Source organism: Euryhalocaulis caribicus, from assembly GCF_000412185.1.
Lineage (GTDB): Bacteria > Pseudomonadota > Alphaproteobacteria > Caulobacterales > Maricaulaceae > Euryhalocaulis > Euryhalocaulis caribicus.
The window spans coordinates 55455-79596 of the sequence record NZ_ASJA01000011.1; the positions used below are offsets into that span (position 1 = coordinate 55455).

A 24142-nucleotide genomic window follows, 5' to 3' on the forward strand; every position below is an offset into this window, starting at 1 on the left:
GCCAGAGCCCGAGATCCTGCGATGAGGACTGCAACGCGTCATGGGTCAGCCCCCGTATCATCCTGCGCAATGAAGATGGTCTTCGGGTGGGAATGATCCTCGGTATCGCGCTGCACCGGCACGGAAGCAGAGGCGCCATCCGTCTGCTTGATTATGGCGCGGTACGCGACCGTCCGGCGGTCAACCGAGCGCGGGACGAACAGCGGCGCCTCGCGCCAGTCGGGTGGCGGTGACGGCGCAGCCGGAGCGCCGGGCGATGGCACCGTTGCGCCCAGCGCCGGTGCAAGCAGATCGACATAGGCGCGTGTTTCGGCGGGCAGCGGACGCCCCGTCGCGAGGTGCTCGTCATAGCGATCCGGACCCGCATTGTATGCCGCCAGCATTGCCGGGATCGTGCCGTAACGGTCGTACATCTCGCGCAGATAAGCCGCGCCCGCCAGGATGTTGTCGCGCGGATCGAAGGGATCGGTCCCGAGCCGATGTCGAACCCGTAGATCGTCCCAGGTCGCCGGCATGACCTGCATCAACCCCCGCGCGCCGGCATGGGAAACCGCGCGTGCGTTGCCTGCACTTTCGGCACGCATGACGACGATGATCCAGCGTTCCGGAATGCCGAACCGCTGCGCCGCCTCGGCGATATGGGCGGCAATGGGATCGCGGACTTCGTGTCGCCCGGCCGGCGCTGGCTGTGCGGATGCGCTGCCGATGTCGAGGGTGGTGATGACCAGGCCGGAAAGGAGAAGGAGGACGATGCGGCCGCAGGTGCCGCACCGCCGCGATGGTGCTGACGGACCGATGAGCGGCATCGATCAGTCCTGCTCGTCGCGCTTCTTCGGGCGCGTCCAGTGCAGACCCCAGTCGCGTCCGTCCTCATCAGACTGGAACAGCCGGGCGCGCACCGGAATGGGAAAGGCGGGATCGTCGAGGACGACGGAAATGAAGGTGCCCGCGCGGTCGCCGGTATGTTTCCAGCCGGCGCCGACTTCGGGGCCGGTCTCGTCGCCGAGATGAACGCGGTAGGCGGGCGCGTTCTCGCTGTCGGCATTCTCGGCCGTGGCGAATGTAAGCTCGCAGTCGAAGGACAGCGAGCGCATGCGACCGCTGTAGCCATTTTCCGTGCGCGTGAATTGACCTATCTGGGGCATGTTGAACTCCTGTTTGGATGCGGTGGGATTGCGAGAAAGCTTGCGTCGTCACCGCGTCGGCGCGCGCCAGACGAAGCGGCCATCGCCGTCTTCGTCGGTGTAGAGAGGGACAGCCCGGCCGATGACGGTCGTCGCCGGAAGCGGACCGAAATACCGCCCGTCGAGGCTGTCGGGGACTTGCCAGTTCATGAGGAAGAGCTCGTCTTCGGCGACGGTGCGGCAGCCACTCCAGACCGGCAGCGGGCGGTCCAGGCGATCGCGGTCGCGCGCTTCGCCCATCACGATTCCGTCGACCGTGATGTCGCGGCCGATCCGGCATATGCGCTGTCCCGGCAGGCCGAGGACGCGCTTCAGGATCGGGACGTCGTGGCCGATGTATCCGCGCTCGACCATGAAATCGTCAAGCGGCTCAGGTGGCATGACGGCGACGAGATCGGGAACGCCGAGATGCGCCGCGGGCTCGATCCGATAAAGGCCGATCGGTGCGCTGGCCGACACGTTCCAGACGAACTTCAGCGATGTCGGAACGATGGCGGCCGCGGCGACGCCCATGGCGGTGAAGTAGGTCAGCATGACGTAGCCGAAGCGGGTCATTGCTCGATCTCCCGCCGCTTGAGCCACGCCTGGTGGCGCTCCCGCGTGTAGGGACGCGGCTCGTGGCCGGCGCTCATCCGGTGCGCCACATGGCGCCAGTGATCGGGGGCGGCGTCGCAGGGATCGACGTCGGCGGCTTCCACCGCGTCGATGTGCTGGAGCACCTTCTCGACCTTGGGCCAGCCTTCGATCTTGAGCAGGATTTCCCCGCCGGGGCGCACGAAGGGCAGCGTCTGGTAGGCGCTGCCGAGCTCGACGGCGCGCACGATGTCGATGCGCGAGATGACGGTGCCGTAGTCGTTGGCCGCCCATCGCACGAATGCAAAGACGGCGCCGGGGCGGAAGGATACGATGCGCCGGCGGCGATCCACGACGCGTTCGCCGACCTCATGGCCGAAGCGGATCCAGTATTCAATCCTGCCCTCGATCCAGGTCAGTTCGACATGGGTGTGCGCGTCGGTGTTATGGGCTAACGGCATCTGGCCGCCGCCAGCGCGGGACGCCGCGGTGCCGGTCATTTGGAGTCTCCTTCGTCTGTCGGGAACTCACGGGCGAGCAGGTCGCGCAGCATGTCTGCGACAGTGACGCCGCTCTGGAAGGCGGCGATCTTGATGCGCCCGCGCAGCTCGGGCGTGATGTCGACGGTCAGGCGTGCGGTGAATCCAGAGGGCTTGCCGTCACGGGGTGCGGCATCGGCGGACCTGATCCATTGCTCGGGATCGCCCGGTCTCGTGGCAAAGGCGCGACGGTTTGGGCGGTCGCTCATGGTGCGAGCCTTCCGATCTCGGCCGCAAGCGCCGCCACTTCCCGCGCGGCGATGCTGTCCGCGTCGTACTCGCAAGCGAGGCGGCCGGACTGCGCGGCCGACGCAAAGATGACGCGCTGGCCGATCGTCGCGCGGAGCGCGGGCGGGTCCTGGTCGGCGAGCGCATCACCGGTCTCGCGCGCGATGATGGTTCGTGCCGGACAGCGGTTGAGGAGGAAGCGCACGGCGAGCTGCGGCCGGAATATCCGTGCCTCCTCGATCAGGCGCAGGATCTCCGCCGAGGCCCAGCCATCGAAGGGTGACGGCTGCACCGGAATGAGGATGACGTCGGCGGCAAGTAGCGTCGAGCGCATCAGTCCCGCGACGCGCGGCGGACCGTCTATGACAATATGATCGGCAGAGCGGGCGAGTTCAGGCGCTTCGTGGTGGAGCGTATCCCGCGCCAAGCCAATGACGCCAAAGCGTCGCGGCAGACGCTCGTGGCTGCGCCGTTCGGACCAGTCGAGCGCCGATCCCTGCGGGTCGGCATCGATCAGGGTGACGGTGCTTCCGCCTCGCGCCCATTCGCCGGCGAGGTGCAATGCGAGCGTTGTCTTGCCGACACCGCCTTTTTGATTGACGAACGCCGCAATCATGAAGCGTCTCCCGCACCAGTACGGGCCGGATCGCTCTTGGAGGCAGCGTCGTCATCGCGTTCAGTAAATGCCGTCGGGCGTCCGTGTTTCTCCTCTTTTTGGCCCGTCGGAGAGCGGTTTTCCCCAGAAGGCACGCCCCTACAAAAGTTAGATTCTTTGTTAGACTCTAAGTTAAGGGGTCGATTTTCGCTTTGTGCGGAAGAGGTTAGATGCGGTTTGGGTTCCCGATAGCACGATGGGTCGGTTCCCGATGGCACGATAGTCCGGGTTCCCGATAGCACGACGGCTTCCACAGCCTGCCCACAGGGCGTCGGCTCGAAAGCGAGCAGCGTGCGTCCGCCCGCCTCGATTTCGAGAAACAGGGAGTAGCCTGGCAGCGGCTGGCGCTGGATGATCGCGCGCAGTTCGAAGGCGAAACGCTTGAACGGCGAGAGGCTTCCGGATTTGACGTAGAGGTGCCGGAAGTCGAACCGCCAGCCGCGCTTCTGCCGGCCGCCATGCTTGCGCACGATCCGGTAGAGCCAGCGCTCGATCCCGCCCGTGAGGCCGAAATAGGCGCGGTCGATGGTGAGGACGAGCGCCTCGTCCAACACTGCCTTGTAGAACCAGTCCGGCACGATGAGTTCGATGCCATCCGGATTGCCGAACGCATCGGCGCGTTCGGTCCATTCGTTGATCCAAGAGAAGCGGTGCATGCGCCGACCGGTCGCTGGTGCAACAGAGTTGGGCTCAATGCGGCTTCGAGGATTCGCCGGAGGTTGCCGCAAGGTGGTCGCGACCGTGGTCGATTGAAGGCGGTCGAGCGCGGCCCTCAGACGGCGATAGTCGCGCGCGCCGGTGCCACGTCCGATGAAGGTCAGGATTTCATATGGGGTGGTGGCGATCAGGCGCGACGTGCGAAAGCCGTTGTCGCGCGCCTCAACGATCTGGCTGGCCGCCCAGATCAGGATGTCCGCATCCCAGATTGTGGCCATGCCATGCTCTGGGACGGCTTCTACGCGGATGGCGATCTCGCCCGCTCGGAAGTCGATCGGCTCGACGCGGTGGGACTTGGAGAGGGAAAAGAAGGGATAGGCCATGAGGTCCTGCGCGTCGCGTGGCGCGAGATCGCTCGGCAGAGCGCGGAACAGCTCAAGCTGCTCCCGTTCCGATCTGCGGGGCCGCGCCGTCATGGAAGTAATCAGCGGTTCTCGGCTGACGACGGATCGTCATGACGTTTGGCCGGAAGGACCGTACCGACGCCGGGGTCGGAGGTGGATCGCTTGGCGCCACGTTCCGCCCAGGCCTGCAGGTCATCGACGGCATAGACGACACGGCCACCGAGTTTGCGGTAGGCGGGACCGGTTCCGTAGGTTCGGTGTTTCTCGAGGGTTCGGGCGGAAAGGCTGAGAAAACGGGCCGCCTCGGGCGTTCTCAGATAGCGCGGCGGTATACCGGCGGTGGCTGCGGACATGATCGTGCCTCCGTGATCCTTGTTGGCGCCGCCGGATATCGGCGGAGCGTCAGGGTCACGGTGGCGGAGAATAAAGGGCGTGGGGGAGTGCGAAGATTCGAAAGAAAATTCGCACCCCGATGGCTGCTGGTCTCAGGCGGGGCGATGTCCGAGAAGAAGCCTGCGATAACCGCCCGCAACGAGATCGAGACCAGAGGCGGTGCGACGCATCACGGTGTCGCGCAAAGGAGTGGACTTCCAGGTGATGGCGTTGACTGGAGCGGCGCCGAAGACGGCTTCGGCGATTTCCTGATAGGTGGCCCCTGCACGTCGACCGTCGATCGCGCGGAGGCTTTCGATGAGGCGTTGTCGGCGTTGCGGCGTAATTCGCGTGTCAGCCGATGCTCGGTGATGAAGGGCAGCATCGCGGAACCGAATAATCGCCTCGACTCGATCCTGCATGAACTGGTCGATGAGGGTAACGGCCGCCACCGGTCCGTCAGGTGCTCTGCCATCGAGGCAGATTGCCACGAAGTGCTCGGTGTCGATCACAAAGTGAATATAGAGTCCTTCATCCGATGTTCGGGCGTCGTCCGGAACGACCTTGAAGTTCACGGTTGTCATGTTTAGCCCCTGCTGAGGGGCGAAGATCAGGACGCTTGGGTCGACAGCAGGGCTCCAGAAGATGTCGGCATTTGGCGCGGACAAGTACGGCGCTATCGGGAAAGCGTAACCCCCAGTGCGCCGTCAGCGCTGTCGCAGAGTGATCGTCCGCGGGATCGGAGGCCGAGACTTCCTTTTCGTATTCAGGGTTGCGCCTGAGGAACTCCCAAGCGAGTTCGGAAGGATTCAGACCGTTCAGATATCGATAGTCCGTCGGGTCGCGCCAGTTCGTTTCCGCCACCATGCCGATTTCCTCCCCGACTCTACGCGGTGGTTCGCACGTCGTTGGAAGATCGCGTTAAAATTGAAACTTGGATAGCCGGGCAACCGGCATAAAGAGATGCGTGTTGCGCATCACCTGTCAGTGATAGGCGGATCGAAGGAGATCGCGGTAGCCGTTCTCAGTCATCCAGTGCGCGCGGGCGAGATGTGTCTGGTGAACGTGCTGAGCGCGATCGGGCTGCACGTTGGGATCGAGACCAAAGATGATGCGGACCGCTTCAGCCCAATGCGCGGCGTCGGCCTCCGCATCGAGCAAGCGAAGATAGGTCGCAAAATGTGCACGATCGTATTCGGTCAAGTGTTCGCTTTGCGGCGGCTCGTCCAGAAAGTCAGCTTGCCCCATCTGTTCCCCAGTCTCTTGGCGCGAGGCCTCGGTGCGTATGGTTAACGCAATTTGCCGAAAATTGTAGAGGCGCGCTGAAAAATCGCTGCGAAAGGTGTGGCGCATTGCGCCTGACACCTCCGTTGTCAGGCCAGCGCTTCTGGCTTGTTAGGGTTCGTGGCATCGACAATCATCACTCCTTCGCCTCGGTCAGAGGACAGGAAGACGATGCCAGCTGCTTCCAGCGCCCGGCGAATCTGGTCGCATGTGCTCTCATGCACCTTGAGTCCGTTGACGGACTCGAGGCGCTTGAGCGCGGTCAGCGAAACCAGGGCCTTTTCAGCGAGCATCTCTTGTGTCCAACCGAGCAATGCGCGCGCGGCCCGTGCCTGTCGGGCGGTGATCATGCATGATCACCTCCTACAGACCCCGGCATTCACGCCACTAAAACGACTATAATAGTCGCCTTTGCCAGATTTGGAAGCGGAAAAACCGTTTTGAATCGGGCCATCGGCGGTTGACGGCGCATCTGATTCGGTCGGCGATAGAAGAGGTCCCGCCCGGACCTGCCGGGCGGGAATCTGTCCGGCGTCACTCGCCGTTGCGGCGGGTGGGGCGGGACCAGATGAGGCTGTAACCGCCGTCCTCGTCGTCGAAGAGGTTGGCATAGATCGGAGCGGTGAAGCTCGGATCGTCGAGCTTGAGGCCGAGATAGTCGCGACCCTCGTTCGACTGCTTGGACCAGGCGGCTCCGATCTCGGCGCGGCCGACCAGGACGCGGTGGCTGGGAGCGTTCTCGCTGGTCTGGTTGGTTTCGGGGACGATGCGGACGTTCTTGGCCTGCACGTTGAGGGTGACGATTTCGCCGGTGAATTCGTTGCCGGACTTCTTGAAGGTGCCGATGGTTGCCATGGTAGTTCTCCTTGATCACTGGTTTCGAGCCCGCACCACGCGGCCTCGATGGCGATCGGAGAGGCCGGAGGTGATCGACGGCGCATCGCTTGCGACCGCAGCGTCAGCGGAGGATGGCAGCCGAAGAACTTTCTTGTTGCGCGAGGAATGGGCGCGCAGCGGCCAGGGGATGAAAGTTGGAAGGCGCCATTGCGCCATAGGCGATCGAGGCGCAGCCGGCCTTCGGCCAGATCAGCCCATTGAAGAGGCCGTTTGGAGCGGTCGGCTCACAGGGATAGTTCAAGGAGAGAATGGCAATACCGAACCCCCCGGTTTAAGTCCGGCGAAGGCACGGAAATCGTCTTTGGTCCTGCAGGCCAGTCCGCTTCATACCCAGCGATGCCACCTGATGCGGAAACAAGCCGCTCTGCGTCCGTCACCGGTCGCACGTTTCGGGGCAAATCACGCCATGGCGTCCGGGAGTGCCGGCGCTCAACCGAAATCGCCGATCCGTCCCGTACCGCGCCCCACATTGCTCACCCTTCGATATGGGCGCGGCACAAAACCTCAGCCCCTGTCCCGGCTTCACCTACCGTTGTGTTCAGATGCTGGCGGCGGTCTGCCCGGCAGGTCCGGGCGGGGCCATTGAGGTCACGCGCACGAAGGCCGTGATGCCGACCGCCACCGCGCCGATTACTGAGAAGACGGTCTGCCAGGTTTCCGACGGCATGAGATGTCTGACGATCCCGTGAGTGGCGTGGAAACCCGCGATGGCCGCAGGTGCGACGAAGGCGAGCGCCACGGCGAGTTTCACCCACATCGGTCGGGCGAACAAGATGAGGAATTGCGCAAGGCCGAACACGAGGCCCGCGCCGACAAGCCCGACAAGGACGCTGCCCGGCAGGCCGGCGCCGGTCTCATAGGCCCACATGCCTGCCGCGACGCCCCCGAGCGCGGGCAATGCGTAGATGGCGAGCGTGAACAGCAACCAGCAGAGGACCGCAATTGCGGCGATGGATCCGAGAATAGCAATAATCATGGTGGCATCTCCGTAAGATGAGGTTCGAACGGTCGCGCCTCCACCACCACCACGGCGCAATCAAAAGTGTATCATACTTAGGGTTGAGCTGCGAATGGGAAGGTCCGCTCTGAGCCCACTGTGTCGGATGCTGCGGTGCTAACGAACGGCTGCTTACCAAAAGCCATCCCACGGTTGACACAGACTAGACGACCGGTCTAATATTATTTCCATGAAAACCTCTGACCAAATTATTGAAGCGGGCAAGGCGGCGTTGATCAATCGAGGCTACGCCGGGACCGGCCTGAAAGATGTCCTTGGTGCCGCGCGGGTCCCAAAGGGCTCCTTCTATCATTTCTTCGCATCCAAAGAGGCATTCGCCGCCTCGGTTTTGGAAAGCTACGATCGTCAGTTTGACGACTTCTTCGTAGACTGCTTCGAAAACCCCGACCTGTTGCCGCGCGAGCAGCTCAGGCGATTTTTCGTCGGAAGCATCGAGCGCCTCGAAGATGAGAAATTCCAAACCGGTTGCCTGATCGGGCTCATAGGCATGGAGGCCAGCATCACATCGTCGGCTCTGCGTCAGACGGCATCGAAGGTTATGAACCGATGGCAGGATCTGATCACAGACTGCCTCACTCGGGCAGAGCGCTCCGGTGAGCTGAGGTCTGACGTCTCGCCGGAAGAGCTTGCCCAGTTCATCCTGAATGGATGGGAAGGGGCGATGCTCCGAATGCGGATCGAGCAATCGGCGGAACCTCTCTCCAACTTTGCAAATCTGGTATTCGACGGGTTCTTCGTCGCGCCCAATTCCGAAGGTCAGGGGCGAAGAGATGACTAGTCCTCTCTTCGGGACTCAGGTCCGGAAATCACCCTATTTTGAGCGCACGCGTGATGCCGGATGCACCAGCTTTTCAATTTACAATCATATCCTGACCCCTCGGGATTTCGGAGATGTCGATGCAAACTATCGAGCCATCACCGAAAGGGTCGTCCTCATAGACGCAACCCCTCAAAGACAGGTCGAGGTTGTTGGACCGGATGCTCTAGCCTTTGTTCAAACGCTGACGCCGCGCAATCTCGAAAGATTCAAGCCCGGCCAGTCCCGCTATGCCTTGATCACCGCTCCGAATGGCGGCGTCATCAGCGATCCCGTGATCACCTTCACCGAAGACGGCAGAATTTGGCTCTCTGCTGCGGACGGTGATCTCATCCTCTGGGTTTTAGGCCTCGCTGAAAACGCAACCCAGGACGTTGCTGTGCGCGAAGTGGATGTCGCCGCGATGCAAGTCCAAGGCCCGGCAAGCGTTGCCGTGATGGAGGCTGTTGTTGGCGCGCAGATACATGATCTCCAATGGTATCGGAACGGGACGATCAGGGTCGGTGGCACAGACGTGCTGATTACGCGAACAGGCTGGACCAGCGAGCTTGGATTCGAGCTTTATCCCTTGTCAGAGGATGGCCCGGCGATCTGGGACCGGGTGGTGGATGCGGGTCAGGCGCACGGCCTTGCCGTTGGTCACACATCGACGGCGCGGCGCATCGAAGGCGGCATCCTGGCGATGATCGCCGATATGGACATTCAAACCACAGCGCTGGAAGTCGCCTCTCCAAAATTGCTTGATCTTGATCAGCCAACTGAATTTGTGGGCAAAGCCGCGCTGCTGGCGGAACGTGAGCGGGGTGCCAGGCGTGAAATCGTCGGGATGATCATCGACGGGCCAGCATTCCCTCATCCGAACGAGGAGTATTGGCAGGTCCATCGGGCGCGGCAATGGATTGGCACCGTCACAAGCGCCGTCTTTTCGCCCCGTCTGTCGAAAAATATCGCCATCGGTTTGATCGAAGCCAACTCCGCCACCCTCGGCGATACCGTCGATGTCGAGACCGGTTTTGGGGCGCGTCGAGCTGAGATCGTCCGCCTCCCCTTCTATGATGCCGACAAGTCTATTCCACGAGGGGCGAAGACGTGGCCAGAGATCACGGGTGATCATCTATGAGTAGCGTTTCCATCCGTCCGGTATCGGAGCTCGTAGCAGAAGCAAACAAGCGGGTGCCCAGTATCAAAGCCGAGGAATACAATGCGAGTGAAGCCTCGGCTTCGGACGTTTTGATCGACCTCCGGGACATCCGGGAACGAGAACGCGAAGGGTTCATCCCAGGCAGCAAACACTGTCCGCGCGGGATGCTGGAGTTCTGGGCCGATCCGAAGAGTCCTTACCATAAACCCTTCTTCGACCCTTCCAGGACGCTCACGCTGTATTGCGCCTCAGGATGGCGCTCAGCTCTTTCGGCCGCAACTCTCATTGATATGGGCTTTCCGCAGGTCAGACACATCAGCGACGGTTTCAAAGGCTGGAAGGCCAGTGGTGGTCCGGCGGACGCTGGGTAGTTGGTCTGTTGGTCGCATTGTCGCACTCACCGTTGCTCTTTCTAGGGCAAGGTGCTCTCGCCATCGCGGTGTCCTTCGGCATTGCGCGCTATGGGTTCGGACTGTTTCTGCCAGACATGGCGGCGGATTTTGGCCTGACCAATGCCGAACTCGGCGCGATATCGAGCGGAGCCTACCTGGGTTACTTTGCGTCTTCGATTGTCGCGATGACGCTGACGGTTCGCACGGGTGCGCGCATCATGTTGCTAACCGGTCTGGGGCTGGCCACGGCGGGCATGATCTTGATCGCGACAGCGAAGAGCGCACCGATGCTGGTGATCGGTTGTGTGCTGGCTGGCGCCAGCCCCGGACTGGTGTTCTCGCCGATCTCCGAGGCGATCAGCATCCTCTTCGGGCAGGACGATCAGGGACCAGCTTTTTCGACCATGAATGCGGGTGAGGGTCTTGGGGCGGTCCTCAGCGCGGTCGTTTTCTTGCTGCTCGTGGATTGGCAGACGTCTTGGGCTTTGTTCGCCGCGCTCGGTCTGGCTTCGACACTCGGCGTTCTTTTCCTCGTGCCTGGTCGCGCACAGCGTGACGCTCAAAGCGAACCGATTACAAAGATGCTTTGGCTACCACATGGGGATGCGAAAGCACTCCTTCTTGGGAGCTTCGTGCTGGGTGTCACCACCACGGTATTCTGGACCTTTGCTGGCGCTCTGGTAGACGGTCAGAGTATGTCGATTTTCGGAAAGATGGTGCAGATGAGGACGCTCCTCTGGATCATTCTCGGGCTGGCCGGAACGGCGGGTGTGGTGGCCGCTCCGCTCCTTCGCTACCTCGGTCTGAAATCAACCTACATGCTTGCGATCTTCGCGACGGGTGCTGCCCTCTGTTTGTCGGGATTGGCGACCGACACGAAAACTTTCGTGCTGATGAGTGGCGGGGTGTTCGGGTTCGCATACATCATGGCGACCAGTCAGCTTGGAGCCTGGGCGATGACGATCTATGCCGCGCGTCCCTCATCCGGCTTCGGCCTGACATTCCTGATCTTCTCGGTGGGGGCAGTGATCGGCCCAATCGTCGCCGGGTCGCTGGCAGAACAGATTGGTCTTGGATCGACGTTCATCGCCGCCGGGCTCATGACACTGGGAAATCTGTCGTGCTTGCCCGGATCGAAGTAGCCACAACTGCCCAGCTTCAAAGCGGTCTTTCGAGCCATGATTGCGAAGGTCCGGTTTGTCCCGCTAAGCCGCCTTTGCGGCGATTCATGCGAACCGCCAGACCGGAATGCCGAGCTTCCTCGCCTTGTCGGCGAGATTTTCCTGAATGCCCGTGCCGGGGAAGACCATGACGCCGATCGGCAGGACATCAAGCATCTGGTCGTTGCGCTTGAACGGTGCTGCCCGACCGTGCTTCGTCCAGTCCGGCGCGAAACCGATCTGGGTGACATTGCGGTGATCGGCCCAACGCGCGGCGATCTTCTCGGCGCCCTTCGGCGACTTCCCGTGCATCAGCACCATGTCGGGGTGCTTTGCATGCACCTGGTCGAGCTTGTCCCAGATCAGCTTGTGATCGTTGTAGTCGGCGCCACCAGAGACGGCGACCTTCGGACCTGCTGGCAAAAGCACCTCACGATTGGCCCGTTTGCGCTCGGAGATGAAATCCCGACTGTCGATCATGGCCGAAGTCAAAGCGCGGCGGTTGACTTGTGACCCGGTGCGCGGGGACCAGGGTGAACCAGTGGTACGCAGATAGTGCTCGGCGGCGCTGTCGCGGAAGACCTCCAGGCTGTCGCGCCGTTCGATGAGACCTTGTCCGGTCTCGATGAGCCGTTCGAGCTCGACGGCCTTGATTTCAGAGCCATCCTGTTCGCGCTGCTCGCGCTTCTGGGCCTGCTCGTTGTCGTCGAGCTTGCGTTCGAGCCGGTCGGCCGCACGGTGGAACATATTGACCGTCGACCAGAGCAGATCGTCGAGTTCACCATCGAGGGCGGTATCCGCCATGGTGGCGATCAGGGCGTCAAAGATGTCGGAGACGGCGCCGGTGATGACGTTATCCTCCGGGACGAGGCGTGGGTCGGGACCGTGCCCGTCATGGCGGTAGCCATGGAGTTCCAGTTCGTTCAGCGCGTGCTCGGTCGGCGAGGATTCGTGATGGGGTTCGAAGGTGTCGTCGTCGAGTGTCATCGGGTGGCTCCCTTTGTCGGTTGGCCGCGCCCGCCGCGGCCTTCATGGCGCCGAAAGACGGCGGGCGGGCCGGGCCTGCATCCTGAAGCGGCAGCGCAAGGACCGGAGCGTCAGCGGAGGATGGCGGAGGCCGGCGATTTTGTTTCGCGATGGAAAGGCCCGAAGGGCCGAGGGAAAATCGTTGGCCGCAGCCATTGCCGGGCCGGGCCGTCTGCTGTCCGGTCGCCCTCTCAGGAAGGCCGGGGCGCGGCCCTCTCCGGAATCTACAGGGAGCCATTGACGAAGGCTGCGACGTCACCGCCAAAGCCCGCACCGCTGCCCCGTTCAGGCGGACAGAACGGACTCCATGAACCTGGCGACATCCTGCGGCGCGAGCTGGACCCGGATGGAGGCCTGGAAGGCGTCGAGACCACGCAGGCGGAGATCCTCGTTGAGATCGACCAGCATCGGCGAGAGTGGCAGCGCTTCTATGCCGAGTGCGTCTGCCCGTTCGACGAGCGTATCCCGTGCGCCGTCGCCCGCCGGATCGTCATCGCGCACGATGTAGAGCCGGCGCAGCGTGTCCGGGAACAGGATGGCGGCAAGATGGGCTGCGGAGAGCGCGGCTGCCATCGGCATCTGGGGCAAGACACATCGCAGCGACAGCATGGTCTCGATGCCTTCACCCGCCGCCATGACCTCGCCCGCCAGGCCAAAGCGCACCGCATGGCCGAGCAGATCGCCCATTGCCCGTCGCGGCGTCTCGATCGGAGCCTTGCCGAGCGTCGCCTCGCTGAACCCGTTAGGATCGAGCCAGGTGCGATGGGCGCCAGTCTGGTGACCGTCGAGATCGGTGACCGACGAGATCAGTGCGGGCCATGTCTCTGTCGGGCTGTGCTCGTCGGGCCGGTAGTAGCAGCGCGGATGGAACCTCAGCGATCCGGTTTTGTGCAAAGCCGTAATGCCGCGCTTGCGGAAATACGATTCCGCGAGTGTGCCCGTAACCGGCTGCGCCATCGAGAACAGCCTTTTGGCCGCGAGCGGCGAGCCCGTTGGTGCTGGTGATTTGCGTCCAGGCGATGATGCCGGTTCCGGCGCGGGATGCGGCAGGCTGAGAAACCGCCGCGCTTCGTCGGCCACGTCCCTGAACTCGGTCAAACCGCAACTTTCCCGGATGACGTCGAGGAGATCACCATGTTCACCGGTGGCGGCATCGGTCCATTTGCCCGCCGCGCCCTTGCCGGACTCAGGGCCGGTCAGGCGCACGAACATCGAGCGACCCCTGGTGTTGCGCACGTCGCCCACGATCCAGTAGCGGCCCTCGCGCCGCCCGCTGGAGAGATATTCGCGGCACACGGCCTCGGCCTGACGGCCGAGACGATGTGCGAGGTCTGAAGCATCGCGGGTCATTATGCTGCCTCCCGCTCGGCGATGCGCTCGACCGGGAACCGCTCCAGCAACTGGGCGAGAACGCTCGCGCCGGATGCGTCCGTCGGGACGAACAGCCGGAACTTCCACGAGATGATCTCGCCGAAGAGGCCATAGGCCTTGAGGCGGTCGCGCATCGTGTCGGTGAAGCCGGTGAGCTCGATGCGGTTCGCGCCCATGACGCGGGCGCGGCGAAGCTGAAGCCCTTCGGCGAGGTCGAGGATCGTGCGGCCCTCGCTGAGGGCGGCGAAGGCATCGTCCCCCGAGAGGCTGGCGGTGCCTGCGGTCGCGGCGTTCGCGGCCCAGGCCGGTGAAACCTTGCGGCCGATGATCCGCTCCCCATCGTCGGTCTGGAGCCGATAGACCCGCGTCGATTCATTGGGCAGGCGTTTCCAGATCGGCAGCAACAGCCCGGAAACGATGTGAACGGTACTGTCGGTGTATTCGGGGACCGCCGCCACTTCGGTGTCCCAGATGCGGGCAAAGGTCTCGCGGTCGGTTTCGACCCAGTGCGTGTCGCCCATCATTGCGAGGGGCACCTTGGTCGCCTCCATCGGTCGGATCAGGCGCACGCGGCGTTCGACGACACCGTCGTCGTCGATCACGCTGGTGGTCGGGACACGCACCGCGGCTCGGCCTGATCGCTCGTTGACCAACAGGGCGGCACGCGGATCGGCGAGATGGTCGAGCGCCTCGTCCAGGCTGACCGGGTGGTTACGCTCCCGTTGTGCGATGGTGAGCAGCGTGGTTTCCGCGCCGGTGGCTGGATGCGTGTGGATCACCTGTCGGTCGGTGACCGTGAACTGCTCGCCCCTCAGCGTTTCCAGCCCGACATCATATGTGCCGCTGGCGATGGCACCCTCGATCCGGGCGGTCAGGATCTGCTCGAAATGCGTGAACAGGATGTTCTGCAGATCAATGGTGAGTGCCAGGAGCCGGTTGAGGAAGGTTGTGATCGGCGGCAGCTCGTCCTTGATGCCGGTATCATCCACGAGCTTCAGACCGGTCGAGGTCTCGAAGGTCTGGAGCGGGCAACCTTCAACCTTGCCGCCGACGATCATCAGATAGAGCCGGCGCAGCGCGTCGCGCGCATAGGCGCTTTCGAGATTGTCCTCGGCGCGGAACAGGCCCTGACCGCCGGTCTGGCGCTGGCCTCGCGTGATCGCTCCGAGCGTGTCGAGGCGGCGGGCGATGGTGGAGAGAAAGCGTTTCTCCGCTTTCACATCCGTGGCGACCGGCCGGAACAGCGGCGGTTGCGCCTGGTTTGTACGGTTGGTACGTCCCAAGCCCTGGATCGCCGCGTCGGCCTTCCAGCCCGGCTCCAGCAGATAGTGGACGCGCAGGCGCCGGTTCTTCGCCGCAAGGTCGGCATGGTAGGAGCGTCCTGTGCCACCCGCGTCCGAGAAGACGAGAATGCGCTTTAGGTCATCCATGAAGGCCTGGGTTTCGGCGAGGTTTGCCGAAATCGCGCGGCCTTCGACGGCGAGGCGATCAGCGGTGACGCCGGCACCGGGCTTGCGGACGATGCGGCGCGAGCGGCCGGTGACTTCGGCGACCATGTCGGTGCCGAAGCGCTGGATGATCTGGTCGAGCGCACCGGGGACCGGCGGCAGCGACGCGAGCTTCTCGATCAGCCTGTCGCGCCTTGCGACGGCCTCGCGGCTTTCGACGGGCTGGCCATCGGGAGTTACCGGGCGGGAACACAGATTGCCCTCCGAGTCGGTGAAGGGCTCGTAGAGCTGCACAGGGAAGGAGTGAGCCAGGTAGTCGAGCACATATTCGCGCGGCGTGATGTCGACCTGGACGTCGTTCCAGTCCTCGGTCGGGATTTCAGCGAGCCGCCGTTCCATCAGCGCCTCGCCTGTGGAAACGATTTGGATGACGGCCGCATTGCCAGCTTCGAGATCGGCATCGATGGCGCGGATCAGCGATGGCGTCTTCATCGCCGTGATGAGGTGATTGAAGAAACGCTGCTTGGCGCTTTCGAAAGCTGAGCGGGCGGCAGACTTGGCCTGCCGGTTCAGCGTCCCTTCGCTGCCGGTGACGTTGGTCGCCTGCATGGCGGCGTCGAGATTGTTGTGAATGATGGCGAAGGCGCCGGCGTAGGCGTCGTAGATGCGCCGCTGCTCGTCGGTGAGCTGGTGCTCGACCAGCGCGTATTCGACGCCTTCGTAGGACAGCGAGCGGGCCTGGTAGAGGCCGAGCGCCTTGAGGTCGCGCGCCAGCACCTCCATGGCGGCGACCCCGCCATCCTCAATCGCCTCGACGAACTCGGCGCGGGTGGCGAAGGGGAAATCCTCGCCACCCCAGAGACCAAGCCGCTGGGCATAGGCGAGATTGTGGACCGTCGTGGCGCCGGTCGCCGAGACATAGACGACGCGTGCGTTGGGGAGCGCGTGCTGTAGGCGCAGTCCCGCGCGGCCCTGCTGCGAGGCGGCCTGGTCGCCACGTTCGCCCTTCGATCCGGCGGCGTTCTGCATGGCGTGGCTTTCGTCGAAAATGATCACTCCATCGAAATCCTCTCCCAACCAATCGACGATCTGCCGGACACGCGAAACCTTGGATCCGCGCTCGTCGGAGCGCAGCGTGGCATAGGTGGTGAATAGGATGCCCTGCGGCAGACGGATGGGCGTGCCCTGGCGAAAACGCGACAGCGGCGTGACGAGGAGTCGTTCCTGGCCGAGCGCGGACCAGTCGCGCTGCGCGTCCTCAAGCAGCTTGTCGGATTTGGATACCCAGACGGCACGGCGACGACCCTTCAGCCAGTTGTCGAGGAGGATGCCGGCGACCTGGCGGCCTTTGCCCGCGCCGGTGCCGTCGCCGAGGAACCAGCCACGCCGGAAACGGACCGCGTCGTCGGCGTCTTCCGCTGCGGCAGTGACCACATCGCAGGTCTCATCGACGGCCCAGGCTCCGGCGAGATGCTGGGCATGGGCCTCGCCGGCATAGATCACGCTTTCGAGCTGGGCGTCGGAGAGAGTGCCGTCGGCCACGAGCCCCGCTGGCAGATGCGGGCGATAGTCCGGTTTGGGCGGCGCGACCGAGGCCATGGCGGCGGATTGGACGAGCCTGGTGGGATGCGCCTGAGAGTCGGGAATACGGATCGACTGAAGCGCGTATTCCTCGTAGATCGCATCGGTGAGATGCCCGCCCTGCGGCGGGGTCCATTCGACCGTCTCATAGAAGAGCTCTTCACCGATCTGTTCGCTAACGGGGGGTGCGGGCGTGAAACCGCACGAATTGCTGCGCGCGGCCGAGACCGAGCGCGACGCGGTGATCCGCTTTCCGGAGATCGCCGGCAAGGTGACGGCTACGCGCGGCGGCATGTCCGCCTCGATCCAATCAAGCAGCGTTGCAACATCGGGGGCGATCCCCCGTAATGCCGGAAATGCGGTGGGATCGTCGGCCGCGATCTTGTCGATCACCGTCAGCCGCGTGTCGATTGTGGTGCCGTGACGCGCATAGACTTTGCCGTCGATTGCAGCGGTGAAGACGACACGACCGCGTTCCTGCAGACGCACGAAGGTATCCCGCCAATTCCGCGCATCGGGTACGAAACTGGCGCCGGTGATGGTGACGAGGCGTCCACCGGGCGCGAGACGGGCCAGCGCCGAGGCGACATGACGATAGGCGGCGTCGGCCATGCGCCCGGAGACATTGGCCATCACCGAGAATGGCGGGTTCATCAGCACGACGCTGGGAACGGCACTCGCATCCAGATAGTCGTCGATCTGGGCTGCATCGAAGCGTGTGACCGAAAGAGCCGGAAAGAGGGACGAGAGAAACGCGCCGCGCATCTCGGCCAACTCGTTGAGACGGAGCCGGGCCCCGGCGATTTCGGCGAGAATGGCGAGCAGGCCGGTTCCAGCGGAGGGTTCCAGCACGATATCGTCCACGGTGATCGCGGCGGCCGTCGCCGCCGCGAATCCCAGGGGGATCGGCGTCGAGAATTGCTGCAAGGCCTCGCTCTCTTCTGAGCGGCGGGTGTGCGAGGGTTGGAGAGCGGCGATCCTGGTGAGCAACGGCAGCGCAGCCGCCGGAGACCCGGCTTTGCGCAGAAGCGCCTTTCCGTATTTGCGCAGAAACAGGACGGTGGCGCCCTCGCAGACGTCATAAGCGGTTTTCCAGTCCCAGGCGCCATCGGTATCGGAGCCGCCGAAGGCGGCGTCCATCGCGATGCGGAGCGCGGGCGCATCGATGCGGCGGCCTTGTTCGAGAAGCGGAAGGAGCTGATGGGCGGCACGGGCGAGCGCCGCCGCGGGAACGATCTCTGTCATGGAGGAGAACCTCGGGAGAGCGGAACGGGACAAGCCGGGCAGCGCTCTCTCTGGACCGCACCGGCTCAAACCCGTCCCGGCAACCCTCTCCCTCTCAAGGCTCGGGCGGCCGATAGGCCTCGTAGGGATTGCCATCGGCAAGATGGCCAAAGGGCGTGAAGAGGAACTCGCCGGCATCCCGGCCGACCGCGCAGATCACATAACGCACCGCTCCGGTCTCGGCGTCGGCGCATTCGAGCAGGGCGAGATTGCCGTCGGCGGCGGCGCGCAACAGTGTCTGGAAATTGGCGCGGGCATGGTCGGGAATGCTCATGACTGGCCTCCCGCCAGGGTATCGGCGAGCCATTCGCCGGTATAGGTCCAGGCCATGGTCTCGCCGGTGGTAAGGTCGAGGACATGCGCGCCGCCGCCAAACGCATCGATGCGCGGCCGCGAACAGGTGTTGGCGTATTGGAAGCCCCATCGTCCGGTCAGAGCGAACGCGGCGGCACAGCGCTTGACGAACTGGATGACATGTTCCGGATCGCCGGTGGCATCGTCGCGTATCCAGAGGCAGGTGCCGCCATGCTCGGGCACGATCGAAAGATCGAAGCCTTCGGACGGCGGGTCTTCCGATGCGTTTTCTTCGGAGAGATGGTTGTAGAGATCGAGCGCGCGCGCCGCGTTCTCGGGTGTTCTGACGTTAAGGACGCAAGAGAAGTGGGTGAAGTAGTCGGCCATGACAGGCTCCTGAAACGAAAAGGCCCGGTGCGATGACCGGGCCGGGTTGGGAATGATGGTGTGAGATGCGGGGCGGCCCTGGCCGCCCCGCAGGAGCGGCTATTCGGCAGCCACGGTTTGCGGCGCGTCGACCGGCTCGTCCTCGCCGTCGTCCTCGTCAGAGAGGAAGGCCGGCAGGGCTTCAGCGTCGTCCCCTTCGGCATCTGAGGGAGTGCCGTCGTCGATGCCGGGCAGACGCAGCGGTTCGGGCAACCAGCCGCTGTCGGCGAGCAGCCGTTCGGCCTCCTTGGCCATGTCCGGCTTCTTCAGATGGTCGATGAGCTGCGCGGTTTCTTCGCCCTTGGCCTCGCGTACTGCTTCGAGGATACGGGGCTTGGTCACCCGGCCGAAATAGTTGTCGACCGTCGGCCGCCATCCGGCCTCCACCATGTCGAGCCCGACGGCGCGGGCGAGCCGGTCCGCCTCGTGGATACGCTGCTGAACGCCGCGCGCCGTCGGCCCCGCGCCATAGGGATTGGCCTTCTCGTAGAGCGCATTGACGCCGAAGGAGACGCAATGGGCGAGGAGCGCCATGCGGCTCGCATCGTCGAGACCGTCGATTTTCGCCCAGAGCGCCTCATCGTCTTCGAGGGGCAAGTCAGCCTTCCAGGCCTCGTGCCGATCGTCGACGGTCTTGGCGGCGGCGCTGTCTTTCAGGTCATCACCCTGGACCGGGAAATAGACTTGCCGAACCGATGCCTCCAGGCATCCCGGTGACGAGACGTGCTGGAAGGCGTCGCGCACCAGCTTGTGGATCAGCGCGGTCATCGCGACCGAAGGGTTGTCAGCCAGCGCATCGCGCAACGCCAGGGACCGATGTGCCGTCAGTTCGATCACCAGCCGCTCGGGCAGCGGCTTGATCGCATCGTCCTCCTCGTCCTGCGGCTCGGATTCGCCACCCACGGTAATGATGGTACGCTGCACGGTGCGGCGATCGGTTGCTGCGTCGCCATCGCATTTCGCGTCGTCGCCCTCGGACACTTCGTCCTCGGGGCGGACATAGCCACGCTCGACGGAAAGCTGGCCATCGTGGCGGATGCTGACGAATGAACCGGCGCGGCCGATCTCGGCAGGATCGTATTGCTTCGGCCGATCCTCAAACGCGTCGAGTGCTACCTCAATCTCGCCGAGCCGTTCATCCACCTCGTCGGGCAGTTCGTCGGCCTCGGCATATTCGGCTTCCAGACGGTCGAACTCCTCGCGCAGTGCTTCGCGGGCGGCCCGTTCCTCGTCGGTGAGATCGACCGGCGTGCCGGGGAGCGCCCGCAAGCCGTTGGTATGGCCATAGGGGAAATCGGCCGCGACCGAGATCCATTTCCAGCCCTCCTCGGCGATGGTCTCTGCCTCGGAAGTGAGCTTCTCGCCGACCAGCCGTTCGAGTAGGGCCACGTCCTCGATCCAGCCCCCGTCATCGTCCTGGAAGAGGTCGCGCAGGACGGCGCCGCCGACCTCTTCATAGGCTTCGATCGTGACGAAGCGCACGCGCCGGTCCGAGGCCCGCACGGTATTCTCGGTGAGCATGCGGCGGATCTGATAGGGCTCCTTCGACCAGCTATGCTCGATTGCCTCCCAGACCTGTTCCTGTCGGGCATGGTCGGTGGAAACCGTGAACGCCATGAGCTGATCGAGCGTCATGGCGTCCTCGGCGTAGAGGTCGAGGAGCTTTTCGGACACCGAAGCGAGCTTGAGGCGCTGCTTGACGGTGTTGACCGAAACAAAGAAGCGCGCTGCGATGTCTTCCTCGCTCAGGCCCTGCTCCCGGAAGGTCTGGAAGGCGCGGAACTGGTCGAGGGGATGCAGCGCTGCGCGCTGGACGTTTTCGGCGAGCGAGTCTTCCTCGGCCGAGATGTCGCTGTCCGCGGCGCGCACGTGGCACGGGACCGGCGCGGTCCGGGCCAACCGCTTCTTCTTGGCCAGAAGTTCGAGTGCCCGGAAGCGGCGGCCGCCGGCTGGAATCTCGAACATGCCGGTCTCCTTGCCTTCGCCGTCCACCACTGGTCGGACATTAAGGTTCTGCAGGAGGCCGCGGCGGGCAATGTCCTCGGCCAGGTCCTCGATCGAGACGCCGGCCTTGATGCGCCGGACGTTGGACTGGGAGAGGACGAGCTTGTTGAAGGGGATGTCGCGCGAGGCGCTGAGGATGACCTTCTTGGCTGCTGTCGCCATGGTGAGTTACTCCGCGACGGGCACCGAGAGCCTCTCTCTCGGCTTGAAACCCGTCACGGAAAAGGGCGCAGCCCTCTCACTCTTCTTCGCTGGCTCTCCGCCGGGAGACGGGATTTCAGGTACGCACTCGCTCATCTGACGTGGAGCGGGGTAAGCTATCTCGTAGCAGCAGTACTGATGGTGATGAAATGAACAAGAAAAAGCCTGGAGACGGCGAGTTTGATACTTGGCGTAGCTACTGGAACTTTCGTCGAGAAGTCATACGGGACTGGCGTTATGTCCGCTCGAAGCCGGCTGAAAGTTTCTTGGCGGCTGTCGCGGCCTCCTGTCACAAGCGTTCAGTCAATATTTCCCAAGGGCAGCATTTCTTTCGCGCCCAGGTCGCGCATAACGACGTATTCGAGCCAGACGTCGGCGAAAGCTTTCCCGGGCCCGCCCTTCCGACCCGGATGAACCCGTTGCGGGATCGTGCCAGAGAGGGTCGGGTGAATTCGAAAGGGATTCCCTGCCTCTACATGGCGAACGACAAACATACTGCATTGGCGGAAGCGAGGCCGTGGATCGGATCCTTGGTATCGCTTGGTGTTTTCCGGATGGAGCGGGCTCTTAAGGTTGTTGATTGTACCCGGGATGCGGATCGAAGTCGCTTCTTTCTCGAAGGCGAACCGGCTGCCGACGAGAGAGACCAGGTAGTCTGGAGCCATATGGCAAGCGCATTCAGGGAACCCGCGACTCGCGACGATGATGTCGCCGAGTATGCTCCGACGCAGATCATCGCCGAGGTTTTCAGGTCTGAGGGATTTGACGGGGTCGCCTACCGAAGCGCGTTCGGAACGGATCGATTCAACATCGCGCTCTTCGATCTAGACGCTGCGAAGCTTGTCACATGCGCCTTGCATGAAGTCCGTGATGTCGAATTCAAACATGAAGAAACGACCAATCCATATTTCGTGCAGGTTGATGACGAGGGAAAACCCGTCCTTGTCCGTAATGTGATTACCGATATCCGGCCCCTCGGCTCTACGAGCCCTGATGAAAGTCCCGAAAAAGACGGCGCTTAGTCGAGCAGTGCCAACAGCCAGTCGGCGGCCTTGCTTGCCTGGCTAGCAGCGCGGACGATGGCGCGATTGTCCTCGCGCAGCACTTCGAGCCAGGAGCCGATATAGTCGGCGTGCCGGACGGTCGGTGTGATACCGAGCGAGGCGCAGCAGAAGGCGGCATTGATCTCGGCGACAAGCTCCTCGAAGGCATATTTCTTGGTGCCGAAGGATCCGGAGAGATCACGCTCCAGACGCGAGGTATGGCCTGTCGCGTGGCCCAGTTCGTGCAACGCCGTGCGGTGCCAGTTGATGGGTTCGAAATAGGCCTGCGGCGGCGGCACCTGCACATAGTCGTGGGTCGGCACATAGAACGCCCGGTTGCCACCGATGCGGAAATCGATGCCGGTCGCGGCGATCAGCGCCTCAACGCGCGGTTCGATCAGGCCCGTCGGCACCGGTGGCGCCGTGATCGCTACATCCTCGGGCAGGTTCTCGCACTGATCGGTGTTGAAAACGGTGAAGCGCTTCAGGAACGGGATCGCCTGGGCGTCCTCGCCGGTCTCGCGCGCACGGCGCTTCTCGTCCTCCGGCACGAATCGGTCGGCATAGACGACGGTGGTGCCGCGCTCGCCTTTGCGGACATTGCCGCCAAGCGACAGCGCCTGGCGGAAAGTCAGCCAGCTCTGGCCGGAAAAGCCGCGTTCGATCACGGCGCCCCAGAGGAGCAGGACGTTGATGCCCGAGTACTGACGATTGGTGGAGGCGTTCTTCGGAAGGCCAAGGGGCGCCTTCGCCGCCGACGTTCCCCAGGGCTGAACCCAAGGCACTCGGCCGGCCTCTAGCTCGGCGATGATCTTGTCGGTGATTTCGGAATAAAGATTGGTCCGGTCGCGCCGGGCGCCGGATTTGCGGGTCTGTCTGGACATCGCGGTTCTCCGCGACGGGCGCCGGAGGCCTCTCCTCCGGTCCTCATCCCGTCACGGCAAACCGGTCCGCACTCTCACTCTAAAAGGGGGCGTTGCGGGGGAATTCCCCCGCTCGAAGGGGTCGGCCGAGACTACAGGCTTGGCCGCAGGGGAAGGCTTTCCCCTCCCGGATATTCAGGAAGTTCGTCTTCGTCCGGTGGCCACGAATGCCCCAACCTGCTGCTGCCATGGGATAAAGATTGAAAAGTGTCAGAAATCTGCGTATATTTCTGACAGGAAATGACACGTGCAAAGACTGACAGAACAAATTCTCGCCCATGCGAAGAGATTGCCCGAAGGGGAACCTATCTCTGCCAAAGGCTTGCTCCATCTCGGAAAACGGGCCGCGGTGGATCAGGCCTTGTCGCGTCTTGCCGAGCGAGGCCACCTGATCCGAGCCGGTCGCGGTGTCTACCTTCGTCCCGTCGAAGGGCGGTTCGGCACACGCACACCTTCGGTGGAACAGGCGGTCGAGGCGCTTGGCAGGCAGCGCGGTGAAGTGATCGTATCTGCCGGTGCGGCGGCGGCAAATACGCTTGGCTTGACCACACAGGTGCCGGTTCGCTCGATCTTTCTGACATCGGGTCGCAGCCGCAATACGAAGCTGGGCAAGCAGATCGTCGAGCTCCGGCACGCGCCGCGGTGGCAACTGGCGCTTGCCGACAGGCCGGCAGGTGAGGCAGTTCGCGCTCTGGCGTGGCTCGGTCCCGAACAAGCGGAACCGGCGCTCAAGAAATTGAAACGAACGCTGCCACCGAGCACGTTCGAGGAATTGGCGTCAGCGGCTCCGCAGTTTCCCACCTGGCTCGCGCAAAGCGTGGTCAAGGTCGCCTATGGCTGAGGCGTTCTTTCACTCTTTTAATGATTGCCCTGCAGGGTTGGAGCAGCGCATAAGTGTTGCAGGTAGAGTCAAAGTGCATCACTTTGTTGCACTATCGATGTGAATCGGGCAGAGTGAACATAAAGGGAACATAGCGACAATCGTCATGCCTGGAAAGCTCAGAAAATTCGGACCGCGTGTCACTGTCAGTCTCACTGGCGGTGACTACGACGCCCTGTCGATACTCGCTGAGAAAGACGACGTATCCGTGTCTTGGGTCGTGCGCCGCGCCATCGACGAGTATCTCGACAACCACGGCCATGAGGCCGAACCTGCTCTGCCGTTGCGTATGCCGCAGAAGGCCGAAAAGCCGGCTCACAGAGTGAGCGACAAACAATGA

Annotated in this window: 28 protein-coding genes; 7 read left to right on the plus strand and 21 right to left on the minus strand. The window is 63.3% G+C overall.

What is annotated here, in order from left to right; all coding sequences use genetic code 11:
* Positions 1-38: 38 nt before the first annotated feature.
* From L338_RS10165 to L338_RS10225, 14 genes are all read right to left on the minus strand, one after another.
* On the minus strand, positions 39-806 hold the full coding sequence (locus tag L338_RS10165) for a lytic transglycosylase domain-containing protein (RefSeq protein ID WP_022698275.1): 768 nt from the start codon (positions 804-806) through the stop codon (positions 39-41).
* 3 nt (positions 807-809) lie between these two features.
* Positions 810-1145 carry a DUF736 domain-containing protein gene (locus tag L338_RS10170; RefSeq protein ID WP_022698276.1) on the minus strand — a complete coding sequence of 112 codons (336 nt, stop codon included), beginning with the start codon at positions 1143-1145 and terminating at the stop codon, positions 810-812.
* A gap of 48 nt (positions 1146-1193) precedes the next feature.
* A complete protein-coding gene (locus tag L338_RS10175; protein ID WP_022698277.1) occupies positions 1194-1739 on the minus strand; it encodes a S26 family signal peptidase in 546 nt (181 codons plus the stop codon).
* Positions 1736-2257 (minus strand): DUF2840 domain-containing protein, encoded by a 522-nt coding sequence (locus L338_RS10180; protein WP_022698278.1) that lies wholly within the window; start codon positions 2255-2257, stop codon positions 1736-1738. Before L338_RS10180 ends, L338_RS10175 begins: the two co-directional genes overlap by 4 nt.
* Positions 2254-2505, minus strand: a complete 252-nt coding sequence (locus L338_RS10185) for a ribbon-helix-helix protein (RefSeq protein WP_022698279.1) — start codon at positions 2503-2505, stop codon at positions 2254-2256. The genes L338_RS10180 and L338_RS10185 overlap by 4 nt, the downstream gene beginning before the upstream one ends.
* Entirely contained in the window at positions 2502-3140 is a 639-nt protein-coding gene (gene parA, locus L338_RS10190) for a ParA family partition ATPase (RefSeq protein ID WP_022698280.1), read from the minus strand. Before parA ends, L338_RS10185 begins: the two co-directional genes overlap by 4 nt.
* Complete coding sequence (locus tag L338_RS10195; RefSeq protein WP_022698281.1) at positions 3137-4312, minus strand: replication initiator protein A; 1176 nt, start codon at positions 4310-4312, stop codon at positions 3137-3139. Before L338_RS10195 ends, parA begins: the two co-directional genes overlap by 4 nt.
* An 8-nt stretch (positions 4313-4320) precedes the next feature.
* Positions 4321-4593: a helix-turn-helix transcriptional regulator gene (locus tag L338_RS10200; RefSeq protein WP_022698282.1), complete on the minus strand. Its 273-nt coding sequence runs from the start codon at positions 4591-4593 to the stop codon at positions 4321-4323.
* A gap of 132 nt (positions 4594-4725) precedes the next feature.
* Positions 4726-5196 (minus strand): DUF2285 domain-containing protein, encoded by a 471-nt coding sequence (locus L338_RS10205; protein WP_033311091.1) that lies wholly within the window; start codon positions 5194-5196, stop codon positions 4726-4728.
* Positions 5144-5479 (minus strand): transcriptional regulator domain-containing protein, encoded by a 336-nt coding sequence (locus tag L338_RS18240; protein ID WP_422110945.1) that lies wholly within the window; start codon positions 5477-5479, stop codon positions 5144-5146. The genes L338_RS10205 and L338_RS18240 overlap by 53 nt, the downstream gene beginning before the upstream one ends.
* 117 nt (positions 5480-5596) lie before the next feature.
* On the minus strand, positions 5597-5965 hold the full coding sequence (locus L338_RS10210) for a DNA -binding domain-containing protein (RefSeq protein WP_022698284.1): 369 nt from the start codon (positions 5963-5965) through the stop codon (positions 5597-5599).
* Positions 5966-5985: 20 nt separating this feature from the next.
* Positions 5986-6246 carry a helix-turn-helix domain-containing protein gene (locus L338_RS10215; protein WP_022698285.1) on the minus strand — a complete coding sequence of 87 codons (261 nt, stop codon included), beginning with the start codon at positions 6244-6246 and terminating at the stop codon, positions 5986-5988.
* 184 nt (positions 6247-6430) lie between these two features.
* Entirely contained in the window at positions 6431-6751 is a 321-nt protein-coding gene (locus L338_RS10220) for a DUF736 domain-containing protein (RefSeq protein ID WP_022698286.1), read from the minus strand.
* Between the two features lie 580 nt (positions 6752-7331).
* Complete coding sequence (locus L338_RS10225) at positions 7332-7769, minus strand: hypothetical protein (RefSeq protein WP_022698287.1); 438 nt, start codon at positions 7767-7769, stop codon at positions 7332-7334.
* Positions 7770-7980: 211 nt separating this feature from the next.
* Here L338_RS10225 and L338_RS10230 point away from each other — a divergent pair, with 211 nt between their 5' ends.
* The 4 genes from L338_RS10230 to L338_RS10245 are packed head-to-tail and all read left to right on the plus strand — an operon-like array spanning position 7981 to position 11303.
* On the plus strand, positions 7981-8589 hold the full coding sequence (locus tag L338_RS10230) for a TetR/AcrR family transcriptional regulator (RefSeq protein ID WP_022698288.1): 609 nt from the start codon (positions 7981-7983) through the stop codon (positions 8587-8589).
* Complete coding sequence (locus L338_RS10235; protein ID WP_022698289.1) at positions 8582-9748, plus strand: glycine cleavage T C-terminal barrel domain-containing protein; 1167 nt, start codon at positions 8582-8584, stop codon at positions 9746-9748. The genes L338_RS10230 and L338_RS10235 overlap by 8 nt, the downstream gene beginning before the upstream one ends.
* Positions 9745-10140 carry a rhodanese-like domain-containing protein gene (locus tag L338_RS10240; protein WP_022698290.1) on the plus strand — a complete coding sequence of 132 codons (396 nt, stop codon included), beginning with the start codon at positions 9745-9747 and terminating at the stop codon, positions 10138-10140. Before L338_RS10235 ends, L338_RS10240 begins: the two co-directional genes overlap by 4 nt.
* 8 nt (positions 10141-10148) lie before the next feature.
* Positions 10149-11303, plus strand: coding sequence for an MFS transporter (locus L338_RS10245; RefSeq protein WP_022698291.1), 1155 nt, complete (start codon positions 10149-10151; stop codon positions 11301-11303).
* Between the two features lie 84 nt (positions 11304-11387).
* On the opposite strand, the gene L338_RS10250 is transcribed toward L338_RS10245, so the two are convergent.
* The 6 genes from L338_RS10250 to L338_RS10275 form a co-directional block, all read right to left on the minus strand.
* Positions 11388-12308: a DUF2493 domain-containing protein gene (locus L338_RS10250; protein ID WP_022698292.1), complete on the minus strand. Its 921-nt coding sequence runs from the start codon at positions 12306-12308 to the stop codon at positions 11388-11390.
* A 324-nt stretch (positions 12309-12632) separates the two neighbouring features.
* The gene (locus L338_RS10255) at positions 12633-13697 is read right to left on the minus strand and encodes a DUF7146 domain-containing protein (RefSeq protein ID WP_022698293.1); all 1065 of its coding nucleotides are present in this window, start codon (positions 13695-13697) and stop codon (positions 12633-12635) included.
* Positions 13697-17992, minus strand: a complete 4296-nt coding sequence (locus tag L338_RS10260) for a strawberry notch family protein (RefSeq protein ID WP_022698294.1) — start codon at positions 17990-17992, stop codon at positions 13697-13699. The genes L338_RS10255 and L338_RS10260 overlap by 1 nt, the downstream gene beginning before the upstream one ends.
* Positions 17993-18086: 94 nt before the next feature.
* Entirely contained in the window at positions 18087-18305 is a 219-nt protein-coding gene (locus L338_RS10265) for a DUF6117 family protein (protein ID WP_022698295.1), read from the minus strand.
* Positions 18302-18712 (minus strand): hypothetical protein, encoded by a 411-nt coding sequence (locus L338_RS10270; RefSeq protein ID WP_022698296.1) that lies wholly within the window; start codon positions 18710-18712, stop codon positions 18302-18304. The genes L338_RS10265 and L338_RS10270 overlap by 4 nt, the downstream gene beginning before the upstream one ends.
* Positions 18713-18811: 99 nt before the next feature.
* Positions 18812-20917 (minus strand): ParB/RepB/Spo0J family partition protein, encoded by a 2106-nt coding sequence (locus L338_RS10275; protein WP_022698297.1) that lies wholly within the window; start codon positions 20915-20917, stop codon positions 18812-18814.
* Between the two features lie 188 nt (positions 20918-21105).
* Between L338_RS10275 and L338_RS17085 the strand changes: the two genes are divergently transcribed.
* A complete protein-coding gene (locus L338_RS17085) occupies positions 21106-21978 on the plus strand; it encodes an RES family NAD+ phosphorylase (protein WP_022698299.1) in 873 nt (290 codons plus the stop codon).
* Here the strand turns inward: L338_RS17085 and L338_RS10285 are convergent.
* Positions 21975-22883, minus strand: a complete 909-nt coding sequence (locus tag L338_RS10285; protein WP_022698300.1) for an ArdC family protein — start codon at positions 22881-22883, stop codon at positions 21975-21977. The genes L338_RS17085 and L338_RS10285 overlap by 4 nt on opposite strands.
* Positions 22884-23169: 286 nt before the next feature.
* Between L338_RS10285 and L338_RS10290 the strand changes: the two genes are divergently transcribed.
* Both L338_RS10290 and L338_RS10295 read left to right on the plus strand, forming a co-directional pair.
* Positions 23170-23763, plus strand: a complete 594-nt coding sequence (locus L338_RS10290; protein ID WP_022698301.1) for a DUF6088 family protein — start codon at positions 23170-23172, stop codon at positions 23761-23763.
* Between the two features lie 145 nt (positions 23764-23908).
* Positions 23909-24142, plus strand: coding sequence for a ribbon-helix-helix protein, CopG family (locus L338_RS10295; RefSeq protein WP_022698302.1), 234 nt, complete (start codon positions 23909-23911; stop codon positions 24140-24142).